This is a genomic window from Limosilactobacillus caviae, from assembly GCF_014635905.1.
Lineage (GTDB): Bacteria > Bacillota > Bacilli > Lactobacillales > Lactobacillaceae > Limosilactobacillus > Limosilactobacillus caviae.
On sequence record NZ_BMDS01000002.1, the window covers coordinates 89,444 to 106,105 of the forward strand.

The 16,662-nt window shown below is 39.2% G+C and carries 29 protein-coding genes and 1 tRNA gene; all 30 read left to right on the forward strand.

What is annotated here, in order from left to right; all coding sequences use genetic code 11:
- The first annotated feature begins 3 nt into the window (after window positions 1-3).
- The 30 genes from IEU90_RS11275 to IEU90_RS03280 all read left to right on the forward strand — a co-directional run bounded on the left by IEU90_RS11275 (window position 4) and on the right by IEU90_RS03280 (window position 16,652).
- Window positions 4-930: a conserved phage C-terminal domain-containing protein gene (locus tag IEU90_RS11275; protein WP_229723570.1), complete on the forward strand. Its 927-nt coding sequence runs from the start codon at window positions 4-6 to the stop codon at window positions 928-930.
- Window positions 931-933: 3 nt separating this feature from the next.
- The gene (locus IEU90_RS03140; RefSeq protein ID WP_188357707.1) at window positions 934-1,263 is read left to right on the forward strand and encodes a hypothetical protein; all 330 of its coding nucleotides are present in this window, start codon (window positions 934-936) and stop codon (window positions 1,261-1,263) included.
- Window positions 1,260-1,787 (forward strand): hypothetical protein, encoded by a 528-nt coding sequence (locus IEU90_RS03145; protein ID WP_188357708.1) that lies wholly within the window; start codon window positions 1,260-1,262, stop codon window positions 1,785-1,787. The genes IEU90_RS03140 and IEU90_RS03145 overlap by 4 nt, the downstream gene beginning before the upstream one ends.
- Before the next feature lie 57 nt (window positions 1,788-1,844).
- Window positions 1,845-2,273 carry a DUF1064 domain-containing protein gene (locus IEU90_RS03150; RefSeq protein ID WP_229723572.1) on the forward strand — a complete coding sequence of 143 codons (429 nt, stop codon included), beginning with the start codon at window positions 1,845-1,847 and terminating at the stop codon, window positions 2,271-2,273.
- Window positions 2,274-2,391: 118 nt separating this feature from the next.
- Window positions 2,392-3,078 carry a Rha family transcriptional regulator gene (locus IEU90_RS03155; protein ID WP_188357709.1) on the forward strand — a complete coding sequence of 229 codons (687 nt, stop codon included), beginning with the start codon at window positions 2,392-2,394 and terminating at the stop codon, window positions 3,076-3,078.
- A gap of 139 nt (window positions 3,079-3,217) precedes the next feature.
- On the forward strand, window positions 3,218-3,514 hold the full coding sequence (locus tag IEU90_RS03160; RefSeq protein WP_188357710.1) for a hypothetical protein: 297 nt from the start codon (window positions 3,218-3,220) through the stop codon (window positions 3,512-3,514).
- A gap of 1 nt (window position 3,515) precedes the next feature.
- Window positions 3,516-3,707: a hypothetical protein gene (locus tag IEU90_RS03165; RefSeq protein ID WP_153701609.1), complete on the forward strand. Its 192-nt coding sequence runs from the start codon at window positions 3,516-3,518 to the stop codon at window positions 3,705-3,707.
- Entirely contained in the window at window positions 3,707-3,970 is a 264-nt protein-coding gene (locus tag IEU90_RS03170) for a hypothetical protein (RefSeq protein WP_188357711.1), read from the forward strand. The genes IEU90_RS03165 and IEU90_RS03170 overlap by 1 nt, the downstream gene beginning before the upstream one ends.
- On the forward strand, window positions 3,971-4,321 hold the full coding sequence (locus tag IEU90_RS03175; protein ID WP_153711023.1) for a hypothetical protein: 351 nt from the start codon (window positions 3,971-3,973) through the stop codon (window positions 4,319-4,321). It abuts the gene before it with no gap.
- Between the two features lie 105 nt (window positions 4,322-4,426).
- A complete protein-coding gene (locus tag IEU90_RS03180) occupies window positions 4,427-4,864 on the forward strand; it encodes a hypothetical protein (protein WP_188357712.1) in 438 nt (145 codons plus the stop codon).
- A complete protein-coding gene (locus IEU90_RS03185) occupies window positions 4,852-4,998 on the forward strand; it encodes a hypothetical protein (RefSeq protein ID WP_153711022.1) in 147 nt (48 codons plus the stop codon). Before IEU90_RS03180 ends, IEU90_RS03185 begins: the two co-directional genes overlap by 13 nt.
- A gap of 10 nt (window positions 4,999-5,008) precedes the next feature.
- Entirely contained in the window at window positions 5,009-5,185 is a 177-nt protein-coding gene (locus IEU90_RS03190; RefSeq protein ID WP_153711021.1) for a hypothetical protein, read from the forward strand.
- An 81-nt stretch (window positions 5,186-5,266) separates the two neighbouring features.
- The gene (locus IEU90_RS03195) at window positions 5,267-5,689 is read left to right on the forward strand and encodes a transcriptional regulator (RefSeq protein ID WP_188357713.1); all 423 of its coding nucleotides are present in this window, start codon (window positions 5,267-5,269) and stop codon (window positions 5,687-5,689) included.
- Between the two features lie 625 nt (window positions 5,690-6,314).
- A tRNA-Asn gene (locus IEU90_RS03200) sits at window positions 6,315-6,387 on the forward strand.
- A gap of 243 nt (window positions 6,388-6,630) precedes the next feature.
- Window positions 6,631-6,951 carry a type II toxin-antitoxin system RelE/ParE family toxin gene (locus IEU90_RS03205; RefSeq protein ID WP_188357714.1) on the forward strand — a complete coding sequence of 107 codons (321 nt, stop codon included), beginning with the start codon at window positions 6,631-6,633 and terminating at the stop codon, window positions 6,949-6,951.
- Window positions 6,944-8,059 carry a HigA family addiction module antitoxin gene (locus IEU90_RS03210; protein ID WP_188357715.1) on the forward strand — a complete coding sequence of 372 codons (1,116 nt, stop codon included), beginning with the start codon at window positions 6,944-6,946 and terminating at the stop codon, window positions 8,057-8,059. The genes IEU90_RS03205 and IEU90_RS03210 overlap by 8 nt, the downstream gene beginning before the upstream one ends.
- A gap of 30 nt (window positions 8,060-8,089) precedes the next feature.
- Window positions 8,090-8,362 carry a hypothetical protein gene (locus IEU90_RS03215; RefSeq protein ID WP_188357716.1) on the forward strand — a complete coding sequence of 91 codons (273 nt, stop codon included), beginning with the start codon at window positions 8,090-8,092 and terminating at the stop codon, window positions 8,360-8,362.
- 37 nt (window positions 8,363-8,399) lie between these two features.
- Entirely contained in the window at window positions 8,400-8,582 is a 183-nt protein-coding gene (locus tag IEU90_RS03220; RefSeq protein ID WP_188357804.1) for a hypothetical protein, read from the forward strand.
- Window positions 8,583-8,638: 56 nt separating this feature from the next.
- Complete coding sequence (locus IEU90_RS03225; protein WP_188357717.1) at window positions 8,639-8,887, forward strand: hypothetical protein; 249 nt, start codon at window positions 8,639-8,641, stop codon at window positions 8,885-8,887.
- Entirely contained in the window at window positions 8,880-9,416 is a 537-nt protein-coding gene (locus IEU90_RS03230; RefSeq protein WP_188357718.1) for an HNH endonuclease, read from the forward strand. Before IEU90_RS03225 ends, IEU90_RS03230 begins: the two co-directional genes overlap by 8 nt.
- Window positions 9,417-9,540: 124 nt before the next feature.
- Window positions 9,541-9,996, forward strand: coding sequence for a phage terminase small subunit P27 family (locus IEU90_RS03235; protein ID WP_188357719.1), 456 nt, complete (start codon window positions 9,541-9,543; stop codon window positions 9,994-9,996).
- On the forward strand, window positions 9,993-11,867 hold the full coding sequence (locus tag IEU90_RS03240) for a terminase large subunit (protein ID WP_188357720.1): 1,875 nt from the start codon (window positions 9,993-9,995) through the stop codon (window positions 11,865-11,867). The genes IEU90_RS03235 and IEU90_RS03240 overlap by 4 nt, the downstream gene beginning before the upstream one ends.
- Window positions 11,860-12,039 carry a DUF1056 family protein gene (locus IEU90_RS11500; RefSeq protein ID WP_188357721.1) on the forward strand — a complete coding sequence of 60 codons (180 nt, stop codon included), beginning with the start codon at window positions 11,860-11,862 and terminating at the stop codon, window positions 12,037-12,039. Before IEU90_RS03240 ends, IEU90_RS11500 begins: the two co-directional genes overlap by 8 nt.
- Before the next feature lie 17 nt (window positions 12,040-12,056).
- The gene (locus tag IEU90_RS03250; protein ID WP_188357722.1) at window positions 12,057-13,247 is read left to right on the forward strand and encodes a phage portal protein; all 1,191 of its coding nucleotides are present in this window, start codon (window positions 12,057-12,059) and stop codon (window positions 13,245-13,247) included.
- Window positions 13,234-13,956, forward strand: a complete 723-nt coding sequence (locus IEU90_RS03255; protein ID WP_443093930.1) for a head maturation protease, ClpP-related — start codon at window positions 13,234-13,236, stop codon at window positions 13,954-13,956. Before IEU90_RS03250 ends, IEU90_RS03255 begins: the two co-directional genes overlap by 14 nt.
- Window positions 13,957-15,132, forward strand: coding sequence for a phage major capsid protein (locus tag IEU90_RS03260; protein WP_188357723.1), 1,176 nt, complete (start codon window positions 13,957-13,959; stop codon window positions 15,130-15,132).
- A 19-nt stretch (window positions 15,133-15,151) separates the two neighbouring features.
- Window positions 15,152-15,505: a head-tail connector protein gene (locus tag IEU90_RS03265; RefSeq protein ID WP_094502288.1), complete on the forward strand. Its 354-nt coding sequence runs from the start codon at window positions 15,152-15,154 to the stop codon at window positions 15,503-15,505.
- Entirely contained in the window at window positions 15,492-15,869 is a 378-nt protein-coding gene (locus IEU90_RS03270; protein ID WP_188357724.1) for a phage head closure protein, read from the forward strand. The genes IEU90_RS03265 and IEU90_RS03270 overlap by 14 nt, the downstream gene beginning before the upstream one ends.
- Window positions 15,853-16,281: a hypothetical protein gene (locus IEU90_RS03275; protein ID WP_188357725.1), complete on the forward strand. Its 429-nt coding sequence runs from the start codon at window positions 15,853-15,855 to the stop codon at window positions 16,279-16,281. Before IEU90_RS03270 ends, IEU90_RS03275 begins: the two co-directional genes overlap by 17 nt.
- Window positions 16,281-16,652: a DUF806 family protein gene (locus IEU90_RS03280; RefSeq protein ID WP_188357726.1), complete on the forward strand. Its 372-nt coding sequence runs from the start codon at window positions 16,281-16,283 to the stop codon at window positions 16,650-16,652. The genes IEU90_RS03275 and IEU90_RS03280 overlap by 1 nt, the downstream gene beginning before the upstream one ends.
- The last annotated feature ends 10 nt before the right edge of the window (window positions 16,653-16,662 follow it).

Sequence of the window (16,662 nt, forward strand, 5' to 3'; positions counted from 1 at the left end):
GACATGAGCAAACTATTACTTGATGAAAGACCGTTGCAAGTTCAAGCGTCGTTAGCTGGAGTGCTGAAAAGCTTAGACGAAGCTGTTATTCTCCAGCAGCTTCACTATTGGCTTCAACGCTCTAATACAGTAAGAGACAATCATAAGTGGGTCTATAACAGCATGGCTGATTGGAATAAACAGTTCCCTTGGCTTTCTAGAAAGGCTCTATCGAACCACTTTAAGAAATTAGAAAAACGAGGGCTAATTATTACAGGCAACTATAATAAATTATCTTTTGACAAAACAAAGTGGTATCGAATTGACTATGACGCATTTTCCCATTTGGAACAACGATTGGGTAGAAACTACCCAACGAATGGGAAGAATGTACCCAATGGAGACGGTAAAAACTACCCAATCGAAGAGGAAGAATCTACCCAACCAATACCACTAGACTACCAAGAGACTACACAAAAGACTACTACAAGAGATAAAGGGCAGGCACAGCCAGCCCAGCCTTCCATTGCTGCACAGCGGCGAGAGGTTGTTGAATATCTCAATCAAAAAACGGATAAGCACTTTAAGCCGAATGCTGATGGCAATAAGCGAATTATTGAACCCCGACTCAAAGAAGGCTACACAGTCGATGAGATGAAAAAAGTAATCGACAACATGTATTTATTGTGGCACGGGGTAACGTTTAGAAACGGCGAACCAGGCGACAATTACTTGAAGCCAGAAACGCTATTTCGCTCATCAAAGATTGACGGGTACTTAAACGCAAACCCTAGTACGGCTAATAATCAAAGACAAAGGTATGGCAAACGTGCGCCAATTAACGAGCCAATGCCTGAATGGTTTAAACATGAACAAGAGCAAAAGGAACAGGGTGAACCTGATCAAGGTAATTGGATGGATCAACTACCAGATGAGAGTGAGGTGCAGTAACAAATGACTAAGGATGAAGCACGGGCTAAGTGGGCTGTTGCTAAGCGTATGGTGCAGATAACTCAAGATGAATGGGAAAGCCATAATGTTGAGGCACGGGCAATCAAATTCGTTAAAACCAAGCTACAGATAGCGATTTATTATCTGTCACAGTTAGACGAACATGATAGCAACTACACCATTCCCTTTACAGGAAACCAAATGAAAAAAGTTTTAAAAGCACCGGTTACAAAACAAAATGTTAAAGATGCAGCTGAATGGTGCCACCAGTGTCGTTTGCTCCGAGATAAAGCCTGTGCGACATGGAATTACGAGGAGGCAAAGACAGCATGAATGCAAATAGTTATATAACCACCGATGAGCTGATTTACACGATCAATCATAGTCAAGAGATTGATCGTGGCGATGAAATGGGACCTACGGCTATTAAGCGGGGTAAGTATATTTATGTCTATCGCACATGGCAGGACGCACGAGACGAAGAAGAGCGTAAGCCGATGTGGCAGATGATGATTCCTGTTAATATCAAAAGCTTATCAGAATTATACGAACGAGAAGACTTAGATGCTGATGATTTAGAAAGTAAAGGCTTCTGGCCTCTGATTGAACTCATTAGCAAGTATGCACATACACCATTAGTTTTTCGAGGCACAGCGCTAAGTGATAATGACAAAGAAGAACTGAGGCACCGACTAATGGGATATTTCAAAGATCATAGTTTCGGCGAGGATTACCGTAACGGACGCTTAGACGCAATGTACGGTGTCATGTGCCAGCTTGGCATGGAAGACGATTACGACACAACCAAAGGCTCGTATAAAGCTATGAAAATTAAGGCAGGTGTTGAGAGTGTTTAAACTTATTTTGTTATTAGGCATTTTCGCCTGCGGCTATGCAATGGGGGTTCATAACCGATGAACCATTTTGGCAAGAAAGTAGAAGTTGACGGCTACAAGTTTGATAGCGAAAAAGAAGCTAATTTCTATCTACGCTTTGTTAAAACTTGTGGCAAACGATATGAAGTTCATAAAAGTTTTGAACTGATTAGCAAGTTTCCAGTAGGCGGATATAAACAGCGAAGCATAACATATGCGCCAGACTTTGTTGTGTATGGCGCTGATGGGTCCATAGAGCACGTTTACGACGTAAAGAGTGGAATTAATCAACAAGCAGTCGATACGGCAGCTAAGATACGTTTTAAGCTGTTTTCGCTAAAGACAGGATTACCAGTTGAAGTAGTGGTTCCTCGCAAACACGATTTCAAGATGAAATTATACGGCTTTACTACTAATCGTATTCAAGACCCACACAGTCGTTATGACCGTCACGGTAACATGAAGTGAAAGAAGAACGGTGAGCCAATGTATGACTACTACGACGTTCATAAATCGGTGAACTACGACATAAGGGACACAATCGGGTGGTAAAGCGAGCCATCTACGAAGCGGAGGGAATTAAAGAATGACAGAAGAATTAGTAATCATGCGTGATCGACAAGCGGTCACAACCAGTTTGCAAGTAGCAAGAGATTTTGAGAAAAACCACAAGGATGTATTAAAAGCATGGAAAAATTTGGCAGCGCAAAATTGCGCCACCAAAAATATGTTTGTAGAAGGAACTTATGTAAATCGTGGTAAAGAATATCCAATGCTTTACATGAATCGTGACGGCTTCTCACTTTTAGCAATGGGCTTCACTGGCAAGAAAGCTCTTCAATTCAAGTTGAAGTACATTGATGCTTTCAACCAGATGGAAAAGCAACTTCAACAACAGAAGCCCCTTAGCTTACCTGAACAGATAAGCTTGATTGCTAAAGGCTATGAGAACCTTTCAGCAGACGTGGAAGACATTAAGAATCGAATGGGCTTGCCTAGTAACATGGCTCTTGCATTCTCTAAGAAGCGTAACGCAAAGATTATCAATGTTCTAGGCGGTAAGAAATCCAACGCATACTGTGACAAGAACGTTCGAGCCAAGACTTATCGTGCATTGTTCAGCTCGTATCGTGAGACGTTCGATCAAGACCGATACAACGACTTACCGATGAAAGACTTTGACAAGGCAATTGATTTTGTTAACAACTGGTATCCGCCGTTTGAATTGCAACAAGAAATTCAGCAGACCAATGCACAGTTAGCAATTGTTTAGGAGGTCAAAGATGATGATTAAACGAACTTGCAAGCGTCAAATTGCTAAAGCAAAGCACATGCTAGCGTGGCACGATCATACGAGTTATGAATGGTCGTAGTGATAGCGGAAAGGCTAGAAAGCCAAGGAGGTGGAAGTGATGAAAACACAAGTAACTGAAACTCAATACATTTGTGATGTCTGTGGTACCGTAGCTAATGGCGATTTTTGGATAGATATGCACGTCAACGATGATTATATAGACAGCTATTATTGTCCAATTGATTTATGCAAAGAATGCATGAAGAATTATCAATACTTTCTTGAGGAACACCCTCAAGATATGATGCGTTTTGTGAATGCTCGTAGGGGTGAACCGCAATGTAGTGAGATTAACAAGAAAACTTTGATTAGAGAATTAAAACATGTATCGCAAGGGAAAACTGGAGGTAGATGAAATGCCAACTAAAGAAGAATTCAATAAAAAACTTGCTGAATTACGCAAGAAGCAAGCTGAACTAGACGAAGTTTACTATGACGAATCAGATCCGTGTGCATTTGATGGTGGCTGTATTATGGAGCTTCACCAATTAGCTGATGAGGCTTTAGCATTAGCATCAGGGCAAATTCTTAATGAAGGTGATATTTAATGCTACACAAATACAAAAAAACAGCCTTAATTGAAGCTGAACAGTTCGATGGAACAAAAGAAATAAAAGACAAATACCAAATAGTTGATAAAGCAGAATTAACTTCTGCTTACTATCAGGGAGGAAGTAGGTATTTTCTTCCTACTAGAGAAGGACTCACAGCTATTAATAAATATGGTGATTACATCGCTACTGGCGTTGATGGAGAGCATTGGGTTATCGACCAAGATATTTTTGAACGGACTTATGAGAGGTGCGACTAGATGAAACATGAAGCGGAACAAGAATTATTGAAAACACTTAATGGTCAATTGAGCGAGTTGCCAGCTGTTGCTAAGACAATGATTCAACAATATCAAATGTCTGCAATCGTTCTATCTATTTTATGCGGTGTACTTTTCATTGCTGCGTTAATTGGCACTATATGGCTGGCGCTTTATTTTTATAAGAAAAAAGAAGTATCAAATTCATATAACAATCATTATGACGATTATCTGTGGTATACGTTATTTGGTGGGATTCCACTAAATATAGTGTTGTTTGTTTCATTGACAATTAACATCGTTCACGCCTGTGCGCCAATCGCTTCGATCATTAAAGACTTGTTGAACTAGGGAGGTAATTACTTATGGCAAAATCGAAAAGTAAAAGCAAAAACCGCCGACGCAAGAAACGTCAACGGCGAGAAGAAAATAAATTAAATCGGGAGGACAAGGAACGTGCAAACGCCAGTAAAATTAATTGAGGCAATGGATTCGCTTACTGAAAATCACGAGTGGGGTGGAGCTACTGAAATGCCAGAAGATGTGCTAGCTCCTGATGATTGGCGATTAAAAGTGATCCTTAATTATCGAGCTGAAACAAAGAGACGTGATTCAAGTAAAGCTAAACAAGCAGAAGAACGTATTAAACGTTACTTTGCTATCAATAACATTAGTAATCCGTATGCTCAAGCTTTTATCTTACGCAAGATAGGTACTGCGCAGATTGAGATATTACGGATTACGGGACTTAGCAAGAATGATTACTACAATCACATCGGAATGTTATTTCGTTCAAAAAAGAATTACGGACATCTAAGAGTGTTAGACGTTGAAGCAATGCTTAGAAAAGCTAATTTGAAGCTACTTCTGGAGGGCAGACAATGGGAAAAATAATCGGTAATGCGTGTGCATATGTAGCAATGATTGCTGTTATTTTAGCAGTACTAGCCGTATCATTGATTGCTCTTGGCTTCCTATGCTGGCTAGCATTCTTTATCTGGGCGCACGTGTTTGCATTCTTCGTGTAGGGAGGAACATATGAAAACCATTTGTTTTACGATTATTTCGGCAATTGGATTATGTATTTCAGTAATTCCATTGTTCCAAAAGAGTAGTGATGAAGATGCCTTTGATAGAGCGATTGCTTCATCGATTCTCATTGCGTCAGTTATTGTTGTGCTATTTGTTTTTGGAGCATTTATCTACAGTGTATAACAAAAAAGACGCTCTACTGTGAGAACGCCCCTTTGATAATCATTTAAACAAATTAATTATATCATAAGGGGAGCAGTTACAGTGAACACCGTATTTGAAAAGTATGACCGGAAAAAATCATGTGACAAAGCCCAAGCGTGGCTAGAAGAATATTGGTACTGGAGGGACGAAGCGCAAAAAAAGAAAATTACTTTAGGATCACCTAGCTTTGACGGACAGCCTAAGGCAAGGACATATGATCCTGATAGAAGAATTATTGATTGGACGAATGCGCAGAATGAATGGAAACGTCGCGAGCTTGTGATTAAGTATATTGCTTCTAAAGGGGACGATCATGAGCTATATGCACTTATACTTGATAATCGCTTTGTTCATCACCATCGTTCAGTAACACAGGTAAGAATGGACTTAAACATCGCTGAAAGGACATTTAATCGTATGCAAGAAAAAGCATTATGGGAAGCAGCAAGGATAATTCCAGCTGATGTTCTCGTTGAAAAGTAAAGTGGCGGTGTTTTGGCGGTAAAATGGCGGTACTTTGGCGTAATTTTGAAGGAAAACGGCCTTATTATGGTATTGTCGAATGATTATAAAAACGACTTTACTTTTCAAATCACGTGCCTGAGCAAGCCTTTAATTGCTCTGCGTGTATGTATACTCACAAATGTGTACCGCAACTTGGCTTGTTAAGCCGTGTGGATCGGATAAAGCCGACCGATGGATGCAAGTTCCATAATCCACATAGGGAAGTTGCCTATGGAAACGGCGATATTCCCAGTAAATAGCTATTTATGTTTAAGACTGGCACTTACTCCTTATTAATAATTACAATGCGATGTAGAAGAGTGTTTTAGACAGTGTATTCGATTTCTCAAAATAAAAATATTCTAATTGAGTGTCAGTCTTTTATGCCGAGGTCCAAGGTGGGCACACAGCCGGTCTCGTGTGGCAAAAGCGTGGTTCGAATCCACCTCTCAGCTTTATCACGGCAAACTTAACTATGATAGGAGATGAAAGCTCCTCTTTCGTAATTGCATAGTCTTTTTTGTCTAAGCCGTGATTTAATGCAGAGATTGCTTAATTCTTAAGTAATAAAAAATGATCTAGTCGATAGCATTCTCTGTATTATGCTGATGTGGGCCAGTGGTAGGCAGGTACTCCGTTAAATCGGTAATACGGCGGTTCGATTCCGTCCATCAGCATTCAAGGCAAACCTACTTTTTAACAACAATCAACGAAAGGAGGAAGCACCTACTTACTAGATGTTTTCTTCCATTAGCCTTGATTGTCCGCAATGACGTTAAACTAGATATACATCACCCAAGTCTAGTCAAACGACTGGGCTTTTTTATTATCGTTGAAAAAGGCTTTCGATTTTGGTAAGATTAATTTAGTAAAACTGACGGTGGTGCATGAAAATCGAGCTGAGATATAGAACGCAAAAGTTGAAAAAATTATGTACCGATAATTTTAAAAAAGCTAGAAAAACTTGGGGAGCTGAGATAGCTGAAGCGCTATATGCTCTAATTGATTTACTAGGAGCATCTAGTAACCTGCAAGATGTTAATGCTATGCAAATTTATAATTTGCATAGTTTAGAAGGTAACAGAGCGGGCGAATATGCATTAGATATAAAAGGTCGATCTAACAGTTATCGTTTAATTTTCATTCCGTTAAATAATGAAGTAACCAAAGAAAATTTGGTGATGTTTTATAAGAGTATCAGTATTATAAGGATTGAGGAGGTTTCGAAACACTATGAATAAAATTAGTAATGATTCGTTGGCTGCTTTTCATCCGGGCTTCTATATAAAGAAATACTTAGATGCTCAAGGGATGAAACAAAGTGAACTAGCGAATAGACTAAATGTTAGTGAAAAGGTTGTAAGCAATTTAGTAAATGGCAAAATTAATTTAACTGATGATATGGCAGAAGGCTTAGCTTTGGTGTTCGGAACATCAGTCGGCCTGTGGTTGAATCTTAATAAAATATACTTTGATAAGAAACGCAAAATTGAAGAAAATAAAAAAATCAAAGAGGATGAAAAAATTTTGAAGCAAATGGATTACTCTTTTTGGAGTAATCATGGCTTTGTAAAGAAAACACGAAAGGCAGGAGAAAAGGTTAAAGAACTAAGAAGATTTTTCCAAATTTCTTCGCTTAATACCTTGAAAAGTCCAGATTTTCTTGTCCAGTATAAGACGGCGGTAGCTGATGTTCAGGAGAAAAATATTATTAATTCTAATGCTTGGGTTCAAACAGCTCTAAATTTGGCAAACAAAATTGAAGTCAATGAATTAAATCTTGACTATTTAAGAAACAGTTTGGATGAAATCCGCGGGATGACTTCTGAAGATCCAGAAAGATTTATGCCTAAGTTGAATGATATTTTCAAAAAATCTGGAGTGGCTTTTGTCATTGTTCCTAATTTAAAAAACTGTGGAATAAACGGTGCCGTTAAATGGTTGGGGAAGCAAAAGGTGCTGCTTGCCATAAATGACAGAAGAAAGTATTCTGATGTTTTTTGGTTTGCTCTTTTTCATGAAATAAAACATGTTTTTCAAAGAAAAATTGGTCACACGATTGTATCTGCAGATGATAATATTGGAATAACAAGCGTTTTAGATTTAAATAAGCTTGAGGAAGAAGCTGATTCTTTTGCAAGAGATTTTCTAATTAGTCCTAGTGATTACAATTCGTTTGTGAATAACAGTGACTATTCTTATAGTGCCGTTGTTAGTTTTTCAAAACAAATAGGAATTCAACCAGGTATTCTTGTTGGAAGATTACAACGTGATAATCTTATTAGATATAATCAATTAAATGGCTTAAAAATTAAATACAAGATTATAATAAACACTAAGTCAGCTTAACGGCTGGCTTTTTTATTTGGAGATAATTATATGGACTGGATTTCATATGTATTTACGGCTTTATTGGCAGTTAACTTGGGCGTAGAAATTTATTTGATTGTAAAGAAACACAAGGAAGATAAGGCGAAGTACCGTTTCGTTGTCTGCAAACAGGATGGTAAAAATTTGATCCCAATTGATAGCTTTGATTGCGCATCAGATGCGCACCAGCATTATGTCTATCGGGCTGACACAATGGTTGTCCGTATTGCGGCATACGAGTTGGACTACTACTATAAGGAGCTCAAGCATGCGGTGGACTAAGAATTGGGGTACTGTGAGTAGCGGTGCCGAATTACATATGTTAGCTCACGCTGAACGAACGAGAAAACGATTAGCAAAGAAAAAGTGGGACGATAAGAACAAGGATAAGAATCGGATATATCGTTATCGTTCATATGCTCGTAAGTTTATTCGTGATTTAGCTACTGATGACGACTTGAAAGAATTAGACGAACTAATACATAAAAGATTAAATGATTAAGGCGATAGCAATAGCTACCGTCTTTTATTTTGCCAAAATTATAGGAGGAATCTATTATGAGTAAAGTTATTACACGTTTTAAGGTATATGAAGATGATTGGTCTTTAAGACAACATAAAGAACCTATGGGGTTTGGTTTAGAAGATTGGTTGAACCAGTTAGCAAAGAAGTATGACAAGGTTGAAGTTGTAGGCTTTCAGCATGGGCAAAGCAATGACACTAGCCATGAGACTCTTACTGGAGAGATTAAATATGAACCTTATGAAACATTATATGTTATTGCCAAAGTAATTAAGTATGCCTAGATTCAGGAGATGTAGACAACCCGATTGTCATGCAATGGTACAGTTCCCTAATCACTATTGCACTCAGCACTTTGAACACGAGGCAGAATACTTAGCCAATCGTCAACGGTGGGCACGTAAGCATAGTGAACAGTATCAGCATAAAGAAAGACATTACAATCATCACTATAATATGGTTACACGTAATCGTAATGATAATAGAAGTGAACAGTATAAGTTCTATCGGAGTAAACAGTGGGTTGATTTAAGACAAGCAACACTTAATCGTGATCACTATTTATGTCAGTATTGCAAAGCTTATGGTAAGCTGACGCCAAACAGTAAGACTGTGGATCATATAGTTCCTATAGCTTATGACAGTACTATTAGAGCTGATCAAGGAAACCTGGCGACTATCTGTCGAGAGTGTCACCGATTAAAAACACAGTGGGAACAAAAATATTATGGAACTGCTCAAAACATAGCTAAAAAGGATGTCACTGAAATCCACGATATCCACCGGATAGTAATCTTAATGCACCAGAAATAAAAACATCCCCCCGGTAGGGTAGCTTAGAAGAGAGCGGCACACAATGTCGACGTCTTGCATGCAAGCAATAATTTTTAATTTTTTACCCCAGGGGGGCTAAAAGGAACGAAAGGAGGCTCAAACTGTGATGAAAAAGGTCTATTATCAGCAGAATAACGGGCATTTACCGCCTAAACCACCGCATTATTTGGGCACTCTAGCGAGCTCGTGTTGGCGTAAAATCGTGCCCTTTTTAGAGGCTACTGGACGAGTAGAGCGAATCGATATTGGATTAGTTGAACAATACTGTGCTAACTACGAAATCTATCGAAATGCCTATCAAGATATTCAAGAAAATGGCATTCAAGCGAAGATTTACACATCTCTTCAAGATTCAACTGGTACCGTTATCGGTAAAGACTTCGTTGGCTTTAGGAAAAATCCAGCAGTGGCCACCATGAAGGATGCCCTTAATCAGTTGAATTCGGTTGGTGTGCAGCTCGGCCTTTCGCCTAAGGGACGACAAGAATTGATGCGAATTGCTAGTCACAAGAAAGAGAAATCAATGGCTGAACAGTTGAAGGAGGCTGGACTTGTATGATTGATTTAACACAAAGCCATGATGTGCTAGGTGCATATCATAATATTGGCTTTAATGGAGTACGTAAGGAATTTACTGATCCGGCTACCAAGTATGCTCTGGATGTCATGGATGAGAAGGTACAAGCTGGCTATCTTATGAAGCTAGCCTGTTTTCGTCACTTACGGGACTTACAGCGATATCAGGGAGGAAGCTTTAACTTCTACTACGATGTTAACGAAGTAGATAAGATTCTGAAGTTTGCCGCAATTGCTCCTAATGTTGACACTGGAGAACCTACTAAACTAATGCCTTGGCAAAAATTCATTTTTGCAATGCTATTCGGTTGGCGTGACTATGATACAAACACCAAGCGATTCACTCGAGTAGTTTTATCGGTTGCTCGTGGCCAAGGTAAATCCTACTTAATGGCTATCTATATGGCCTACTCATTCCTCATTGAATCGATGGGGCTATCTAATCAGGACTTTCTTGTAACGGCTGAAAATTATGACCAAACGGGTAAACTTTACGGATACATTGCGAATATGTTGAAGAGTATCATTGACCAGCAACCCGTTTTTAAGAAGCTTGCTGAAGAAGATGACCTGGTAATTCATGAACATACCGGAATTTCAATGCGAAAGTTTAATAACAATCTTAGACCGCTATCGTTTAACGCTGGTAAGTATGACTCTTATCACTTTACGACAGCGGTTTTTGATGAGGTTGGTAATATCAAGTCCCGTGAAGGAACAAAGAAAATCGTTTCTGGACAGGTTAAAGTGCCTAATCATCAATACATTGAGATTTCTACTTCTTATCCTGACCCGTCCGTGCCTTTCCATGAGGAACAGAAGATGATTCAACAAGTCATGGAACAAGACTTCAGCCGGGAAGCTGACCGGACATTAGGCTTGATTTGGGCCCAGGATAGCCTGGACGAAACCTTCAAGGAAGAAACATGGATTAAGTCAAATCCTCTACTAGGGCTACCAAGCCAACATGATATTCTCCTTGATGGCTTACGTGATAAACGTGACGCTGATATGCTTGCCGGAACAGTAGACGACTTCCAAAATAAAAACCTCAATCTCTGGTTGCAAGAAGCTACTAACAGCTATCTAAAACTATCTGACATCGAAAGAGCGATTATTCCGAGTTTTGATATTCGAGGTCGTGACGTTTACATCGGTTTTGACTACTCGATGTTCTCTGATAATACGGCAATTGCCTTTGTTTATCCTTATCAAGACGGGGATGGACGGCAAAAGTGGCACATTGAACAACATAGCTTTATCCCGTGGGAAAAAGCAGGTTCAATTCAAGCTAAGGAAAAGCAAGATGGTATCGACTATCGTGAGCTATCTAAAAAAGGATACTGTACGATTACTAGTCACCCACAAGGCTTGATTAACGATGACCAAGTTTATAGTTGGTTACTTAATTATGTTGAAGAGAATAACCTACACGTGATTTTCTTCGGTTACGATGCCTGGGGAGCTACTAATGCGATTAAGCAAATGGATATTAATACCAATTTTCCACTTGAAGCTATTCGGCAACGAACTAGCGAACTGAAAGACCCAACGAAATTCTTACAAAAGATTTTTGTTGAAGGCAACTGTAGCCGATTAGACGATAAAATCATGGGAAAGGCGTTAATCAATGCTGAAATCTACGAAGACAAGATTGGCATTCAAGTAGATAAGGCCAAGGCAACCTTAAAAATTGATGTTGTCGATGCAATTATTGACGCATTATACCAAGGAATGTATCACTTTGAGGATTTTGGAATTGCTAACGACAAGTCTAAGCAGGCTGAACTCATGACAGAGGAACAGGTTAAAGCTTGGTTTGAAAGTAAGGATAGTGGTTTGCTCGATGATTAAAGATATTTTTACAAGTATTTGGAAGTATTTCGATATTATTTGCTTCCTTGGTTCGATATTATTTGCAATCTGGGGATGCTTTTTATTGAGCTTTGCAGTTGGTATCTTCGGTATCGCTGTTGGCTTGATTCTAGTTGGTTATCTATCGGAGAAGATAGCTAGCCTTCAATAGAAAGGAGGTGAAAGCTATTGCCGTTATTTAATCAAAAAATTAGTCCGGGATTATCGATTGCAGATGATACTGATATTCTGCACTTCTTAAATCCTGATAATTCAGATAAGTATGTAGACGCTCGGACTGCTTTGAAGAACTCTGACATTTATTCAATTGTTTTTCAGTTAAGTGCTGATTTAGCAAACGGAAAACTTAAAGCAGACGCGCCTCGGGCACAGGGGATTCTTAATAACCCGACACAAACGAGTAATGCGCACGCTTTTTGGCAATCAATGTTCGCGCAACTACTGCTAGGCGGTGAGTGTTTTGCTTATCGTTGGCGGAATCAAAATGGAACTGATATGACATGGGAGTACCTGCGACCTTCGCAAGTTACTCCTTTTCTTTTAGAAGATGGTTCCGGATTGATTTACAACATTAACTTTGATGAGCCAGAAGTTGGCGTAATGGAAGCTGTTCCCCAATCTGATTTAATCCACATTCGATTGTTATCACAAAACGGTGGGAAGACTGGGGTTAGTCCTTTGAGTGCACTAGCTAATGAGCTACAAATTAAGGACAAGTCAAACAAGCTTACCTTGAGCGCTCTGGGGCGTTCTATCATTGCTCCGGGTATTTTATCGGTTAAGCACGGAGGATTGCTTAGCGATGAGGACAAGGCTTCTCGTAGCCGTAAATTTATGAAGCAGACCTCAAAGTCGGAAAATGGACCGATTGTAATTGATGACTTAGAAGAATACACACCGCTTGAAGTTAAAAGTAATGTTGCTCAACTGCTTAATCAAGTTAGTTGGACAGGTGCTCAAATTGCCAAGGTGTACGGCGTTTCTGACAGTATTATTAATGGCCAAGGTGATCAGCAATCGTCTATTCAAATGATGGGGAATGCCTATGTAAAGTCTCTAGCTCGGTATGCTAAGGCTGTAACTGGCGAACTGAATAATAAGCTCAATGCAAACATTAATTTCGATTTACGTTCTGCAATTGACCCGCTTGGGGATGAGTATGCTTCTACGATTTCCAATTTACAGAAGAATGGGACACTGGGCGCTAATCAAGCCGCCTGGTTGCTTCAACAAGCAAACTATCTTCCAAGTGATATGCCTGAAAAAGAACAAACAAAGGTACAAGTTCAGCCAGTTCAAATGGTTTCTTCTGATGATAAACAATCAACGGAAGGAGGTGATAACGATGACAAAGATTAATGTTAAAGGTGCCGTTGTTAGCAATGATGATGCTGATATCTACGATTGGTTAGGTTACGACTGTGTTAGCCCTAATATGGTTGAAGACGTCCTTAATAATAGCGATGGGGATGTTGAAGTTGATATCGCCTCTGGTGGTGGTAGCGTGTTTGCTGCCTCAGAAATCTATACAATGCTAAAAGCATACTCTGGCAAGGTAGTAGTTAACATCCAAGGACTAGCTGCTTCTGCTGCGTCTGTAATTGCGATGGCGGGGGATGAAATCAACATGAGCCCTACCAGTCAAATGATGATTCATAAAGCCTCTACTATTTCCATGGGGAATGCGGATGACTTTGTGCATGATTCTAAGATGTTAGATGTTACGGACCAGTCAATTGTCAACGCTTATGAAGCTAAGACGGGAATGGATCGTGACAATATCTTACAGTTAATGGCTAATGAAACTTGGATGACTGCTCAAGATGCAGTTGACAAGGGCTTTGCTGATAACGTTTCAACCGGTTCAGCACAACCACAGGTAGTTAATGCAATTGGGACACCGGTTCTAAGTAATAATGCAATTAGTAAAGTGAAAAACCTTTTGGCTAAGGTACGTAGTGCTAAGCCTGAAAATAAGGTGGAAACGCCTAAGAATACTGAAAAGAAGCCAACTCCTAGTCTCAAAGATCAGAAATTGGCTTTACTATTTGGCAAGGAGGAAGATTAAATGCCAACTATCAATCAATTAAATGACGCTTGGATTTCAAAGGGTCAAGAAGTTTCTGATTTAAATGCCAAGCTGAATGCAGCAGTCCTTGATGATAGCTTTTCCAAGGACAAGTTTACAGAATTAAAGGATCAACGTGATAACTTAGCTGCTCAACGCGATGCTATCAAAGACCAACTTGATGAGGCACGGGCAATGGAAGTTAAGAACATGAAGTCTGAAGATAAAAAGCCTTTAAACAAGAAAGAATTGGATATCAAGGACCAATTTGTTAAGGACTTCAAGAACATGGTTACTTCTGGAAAGACTGGTGCCGGTAACGGTGGCCTTACTATTCCAGATGATATCCAATACGCTATTCATAAGCTAGTACGGCAATTTGCTACGCTTCAAAATCTTGTTAATGTTGAATCAGTTACTACAATGACTGGTTCACGGACATATGAAAAGCTTAGTGATATTACTCCAATGAGTGATTTAGATGATGAAACAGCGGCTATTCCTGATATGGATGACCCTGAATTAACTCTGATTAAGTATGCAATTCATCGTTACGCGGCTATTCAAACCGTTACTAATAGTCTCTTGAAGGATACTGTTGAAAACATTCTTGCATGGTTGTCAGATTGGGTTGCTAAGAAGGTTACGGTTACTCGTAATGCAAAGATTATTGAAGCAATGGGTAAGCCAGCTAAGAAGCCAACTATTGCTAACTTTGATGACATTAAGGATCTTGAAAACAACACTCTTGACCCTGCGTTAATGCCAAGTGCAAGTTTTGTTACTAACCAATCTGGTTACAACGTGCTTTCCAAGGTTAAGGATGCTCAAGGCCGTTACATGCTTCAGCGCGATGTTACTCAACCAGATGTTTATCGGTTAGACGGTAAGACAATTACTGTTATTGCTGACAAGTGGTTACCTGATATTTCGGGTGCACATCCACTTTATTATGGTGACTTGAAACAAGGAATTACACTTTATGACCGTGAACATATGTCACTGCTTTCAACTAATATTGGTGCAGGTGCATTTGAACATGACCTTTACAAGGTTCGTGTCATCGACCGGTTTGATGTTCAAGTCATCGATGATGGCGCCTGGGCTACTGCTTCATTCAAGATGGTTGCTAACCAACAAGCAACCACTCCAGAAGCTTCTGGTAAGACTGCCTAATTGAAAGTGAGTGATCATCATGAGTGATGAAACACCTAGCCTTGATAAGCTGGTACCACGAGTACGTGAAATGCTCTATCTTGATGACGATAGTGATGACCAGTTACTAAACTCATACGTCAAAGCGGCGACCTCATTTATCCATAATGCGATTGGTGAAGACATTAATGGGTTTTATGATGATTCACGAGTAGTGTCGTTAGTTGATATTGCTGTTATGTCATTAGCGGGAACTTACTACCAAAATAGATTAGCTTTGTCTGACGTACAAACATATACGGTTGATTTAACTGTAAATAGCATTATTGGTCAATTACGTGGCTTATATAATACTTTTGCTGAAAAAGGGGATGACGATAATGGCGAGAAGTAGTTATCGTTATCCTCTTTATCGTATGCGTCATAAAGCTCAATTTGGTTCTATTAAAAGTCATCAGAATAAGATGGGTGTTAATGTCTCTAGCTTTGTTGATGAATTTACTCTCCACTATGCCAAAGTTAATTTGAGCATTTCACAAAGATATGGTGCAACGGGTTCAACTTTAGAGCATTCAACCATCATTGCCATTCGCCACAATAACAAAGTTAAAGAGCCAATGTTAGTAAAATTGGCAGATGGCATTCTCTATACCATTACAAACATTTCAGCTAACAATGATAACTACCTTTCTTATGACTTGCTTACCTTAGAAAAACATATGAAAGGTGGCGGTGGCGCTAATGGCAGAAATGGATGAATTTCTTGAAAATTGGCTTAAAAAAGTCAAAGCAATCAGCATTGATTTAACGCCAAAGGACCAAGAAAAGATTACTGCAGAAGGTGGCAAAGTTTTTGAAGAGAAATTGACACAAATTACTCGGCAAAAGCACTACTCAAATCACGATGATAAGAAGTACGGCCACGCAGCTGATCATATTGCTGTTATGAATTCTGATGTAGATGGTGATCATAATGGCGCTGTTACTGTTGGATGGGATAATCGTTACCATGCGATGAATATGATGCGCTTGAATGATGGCTATAAAGGATATACTGCTGATCATTTTGTTACTAATCTAATCCAGGATAGCAATGTTTCTAACGCGGTGTTAAAAGCACAGTCAGAGGCATATCAACGATTTCTTGATCAGAAAGGGGATGAGGATTAATGCTTGCTGTTTTACGTGCTCAAAATTTACTTATGGGCATGAAAGATAGTGTGTTGGACGAAGTATATACGAATAATCTTCCAGCAGAAGAAGTTGATGATTCAACTCGATCTGTTGCATTAATTACTGATGTTCGTTCTGATCTAGCATTGCCTGGTAATGATGATTTTCATGCCCAGAATAAAGAAATTGAAGTTCAAATTTATTACAAACTTGATGGGGATGATCCTGACGAGTTTGAAACTAAGTTAAAACATTTATTTATACAAAACGAGTGGTCAATGATTGATGATCGTGGCCATACAGTTGATCCGGAAACGCAGCAATTAACTGCGACGTTTTATTTTGTGTTTTTTGAAATTGAAAATTAAGAAAGAAGGA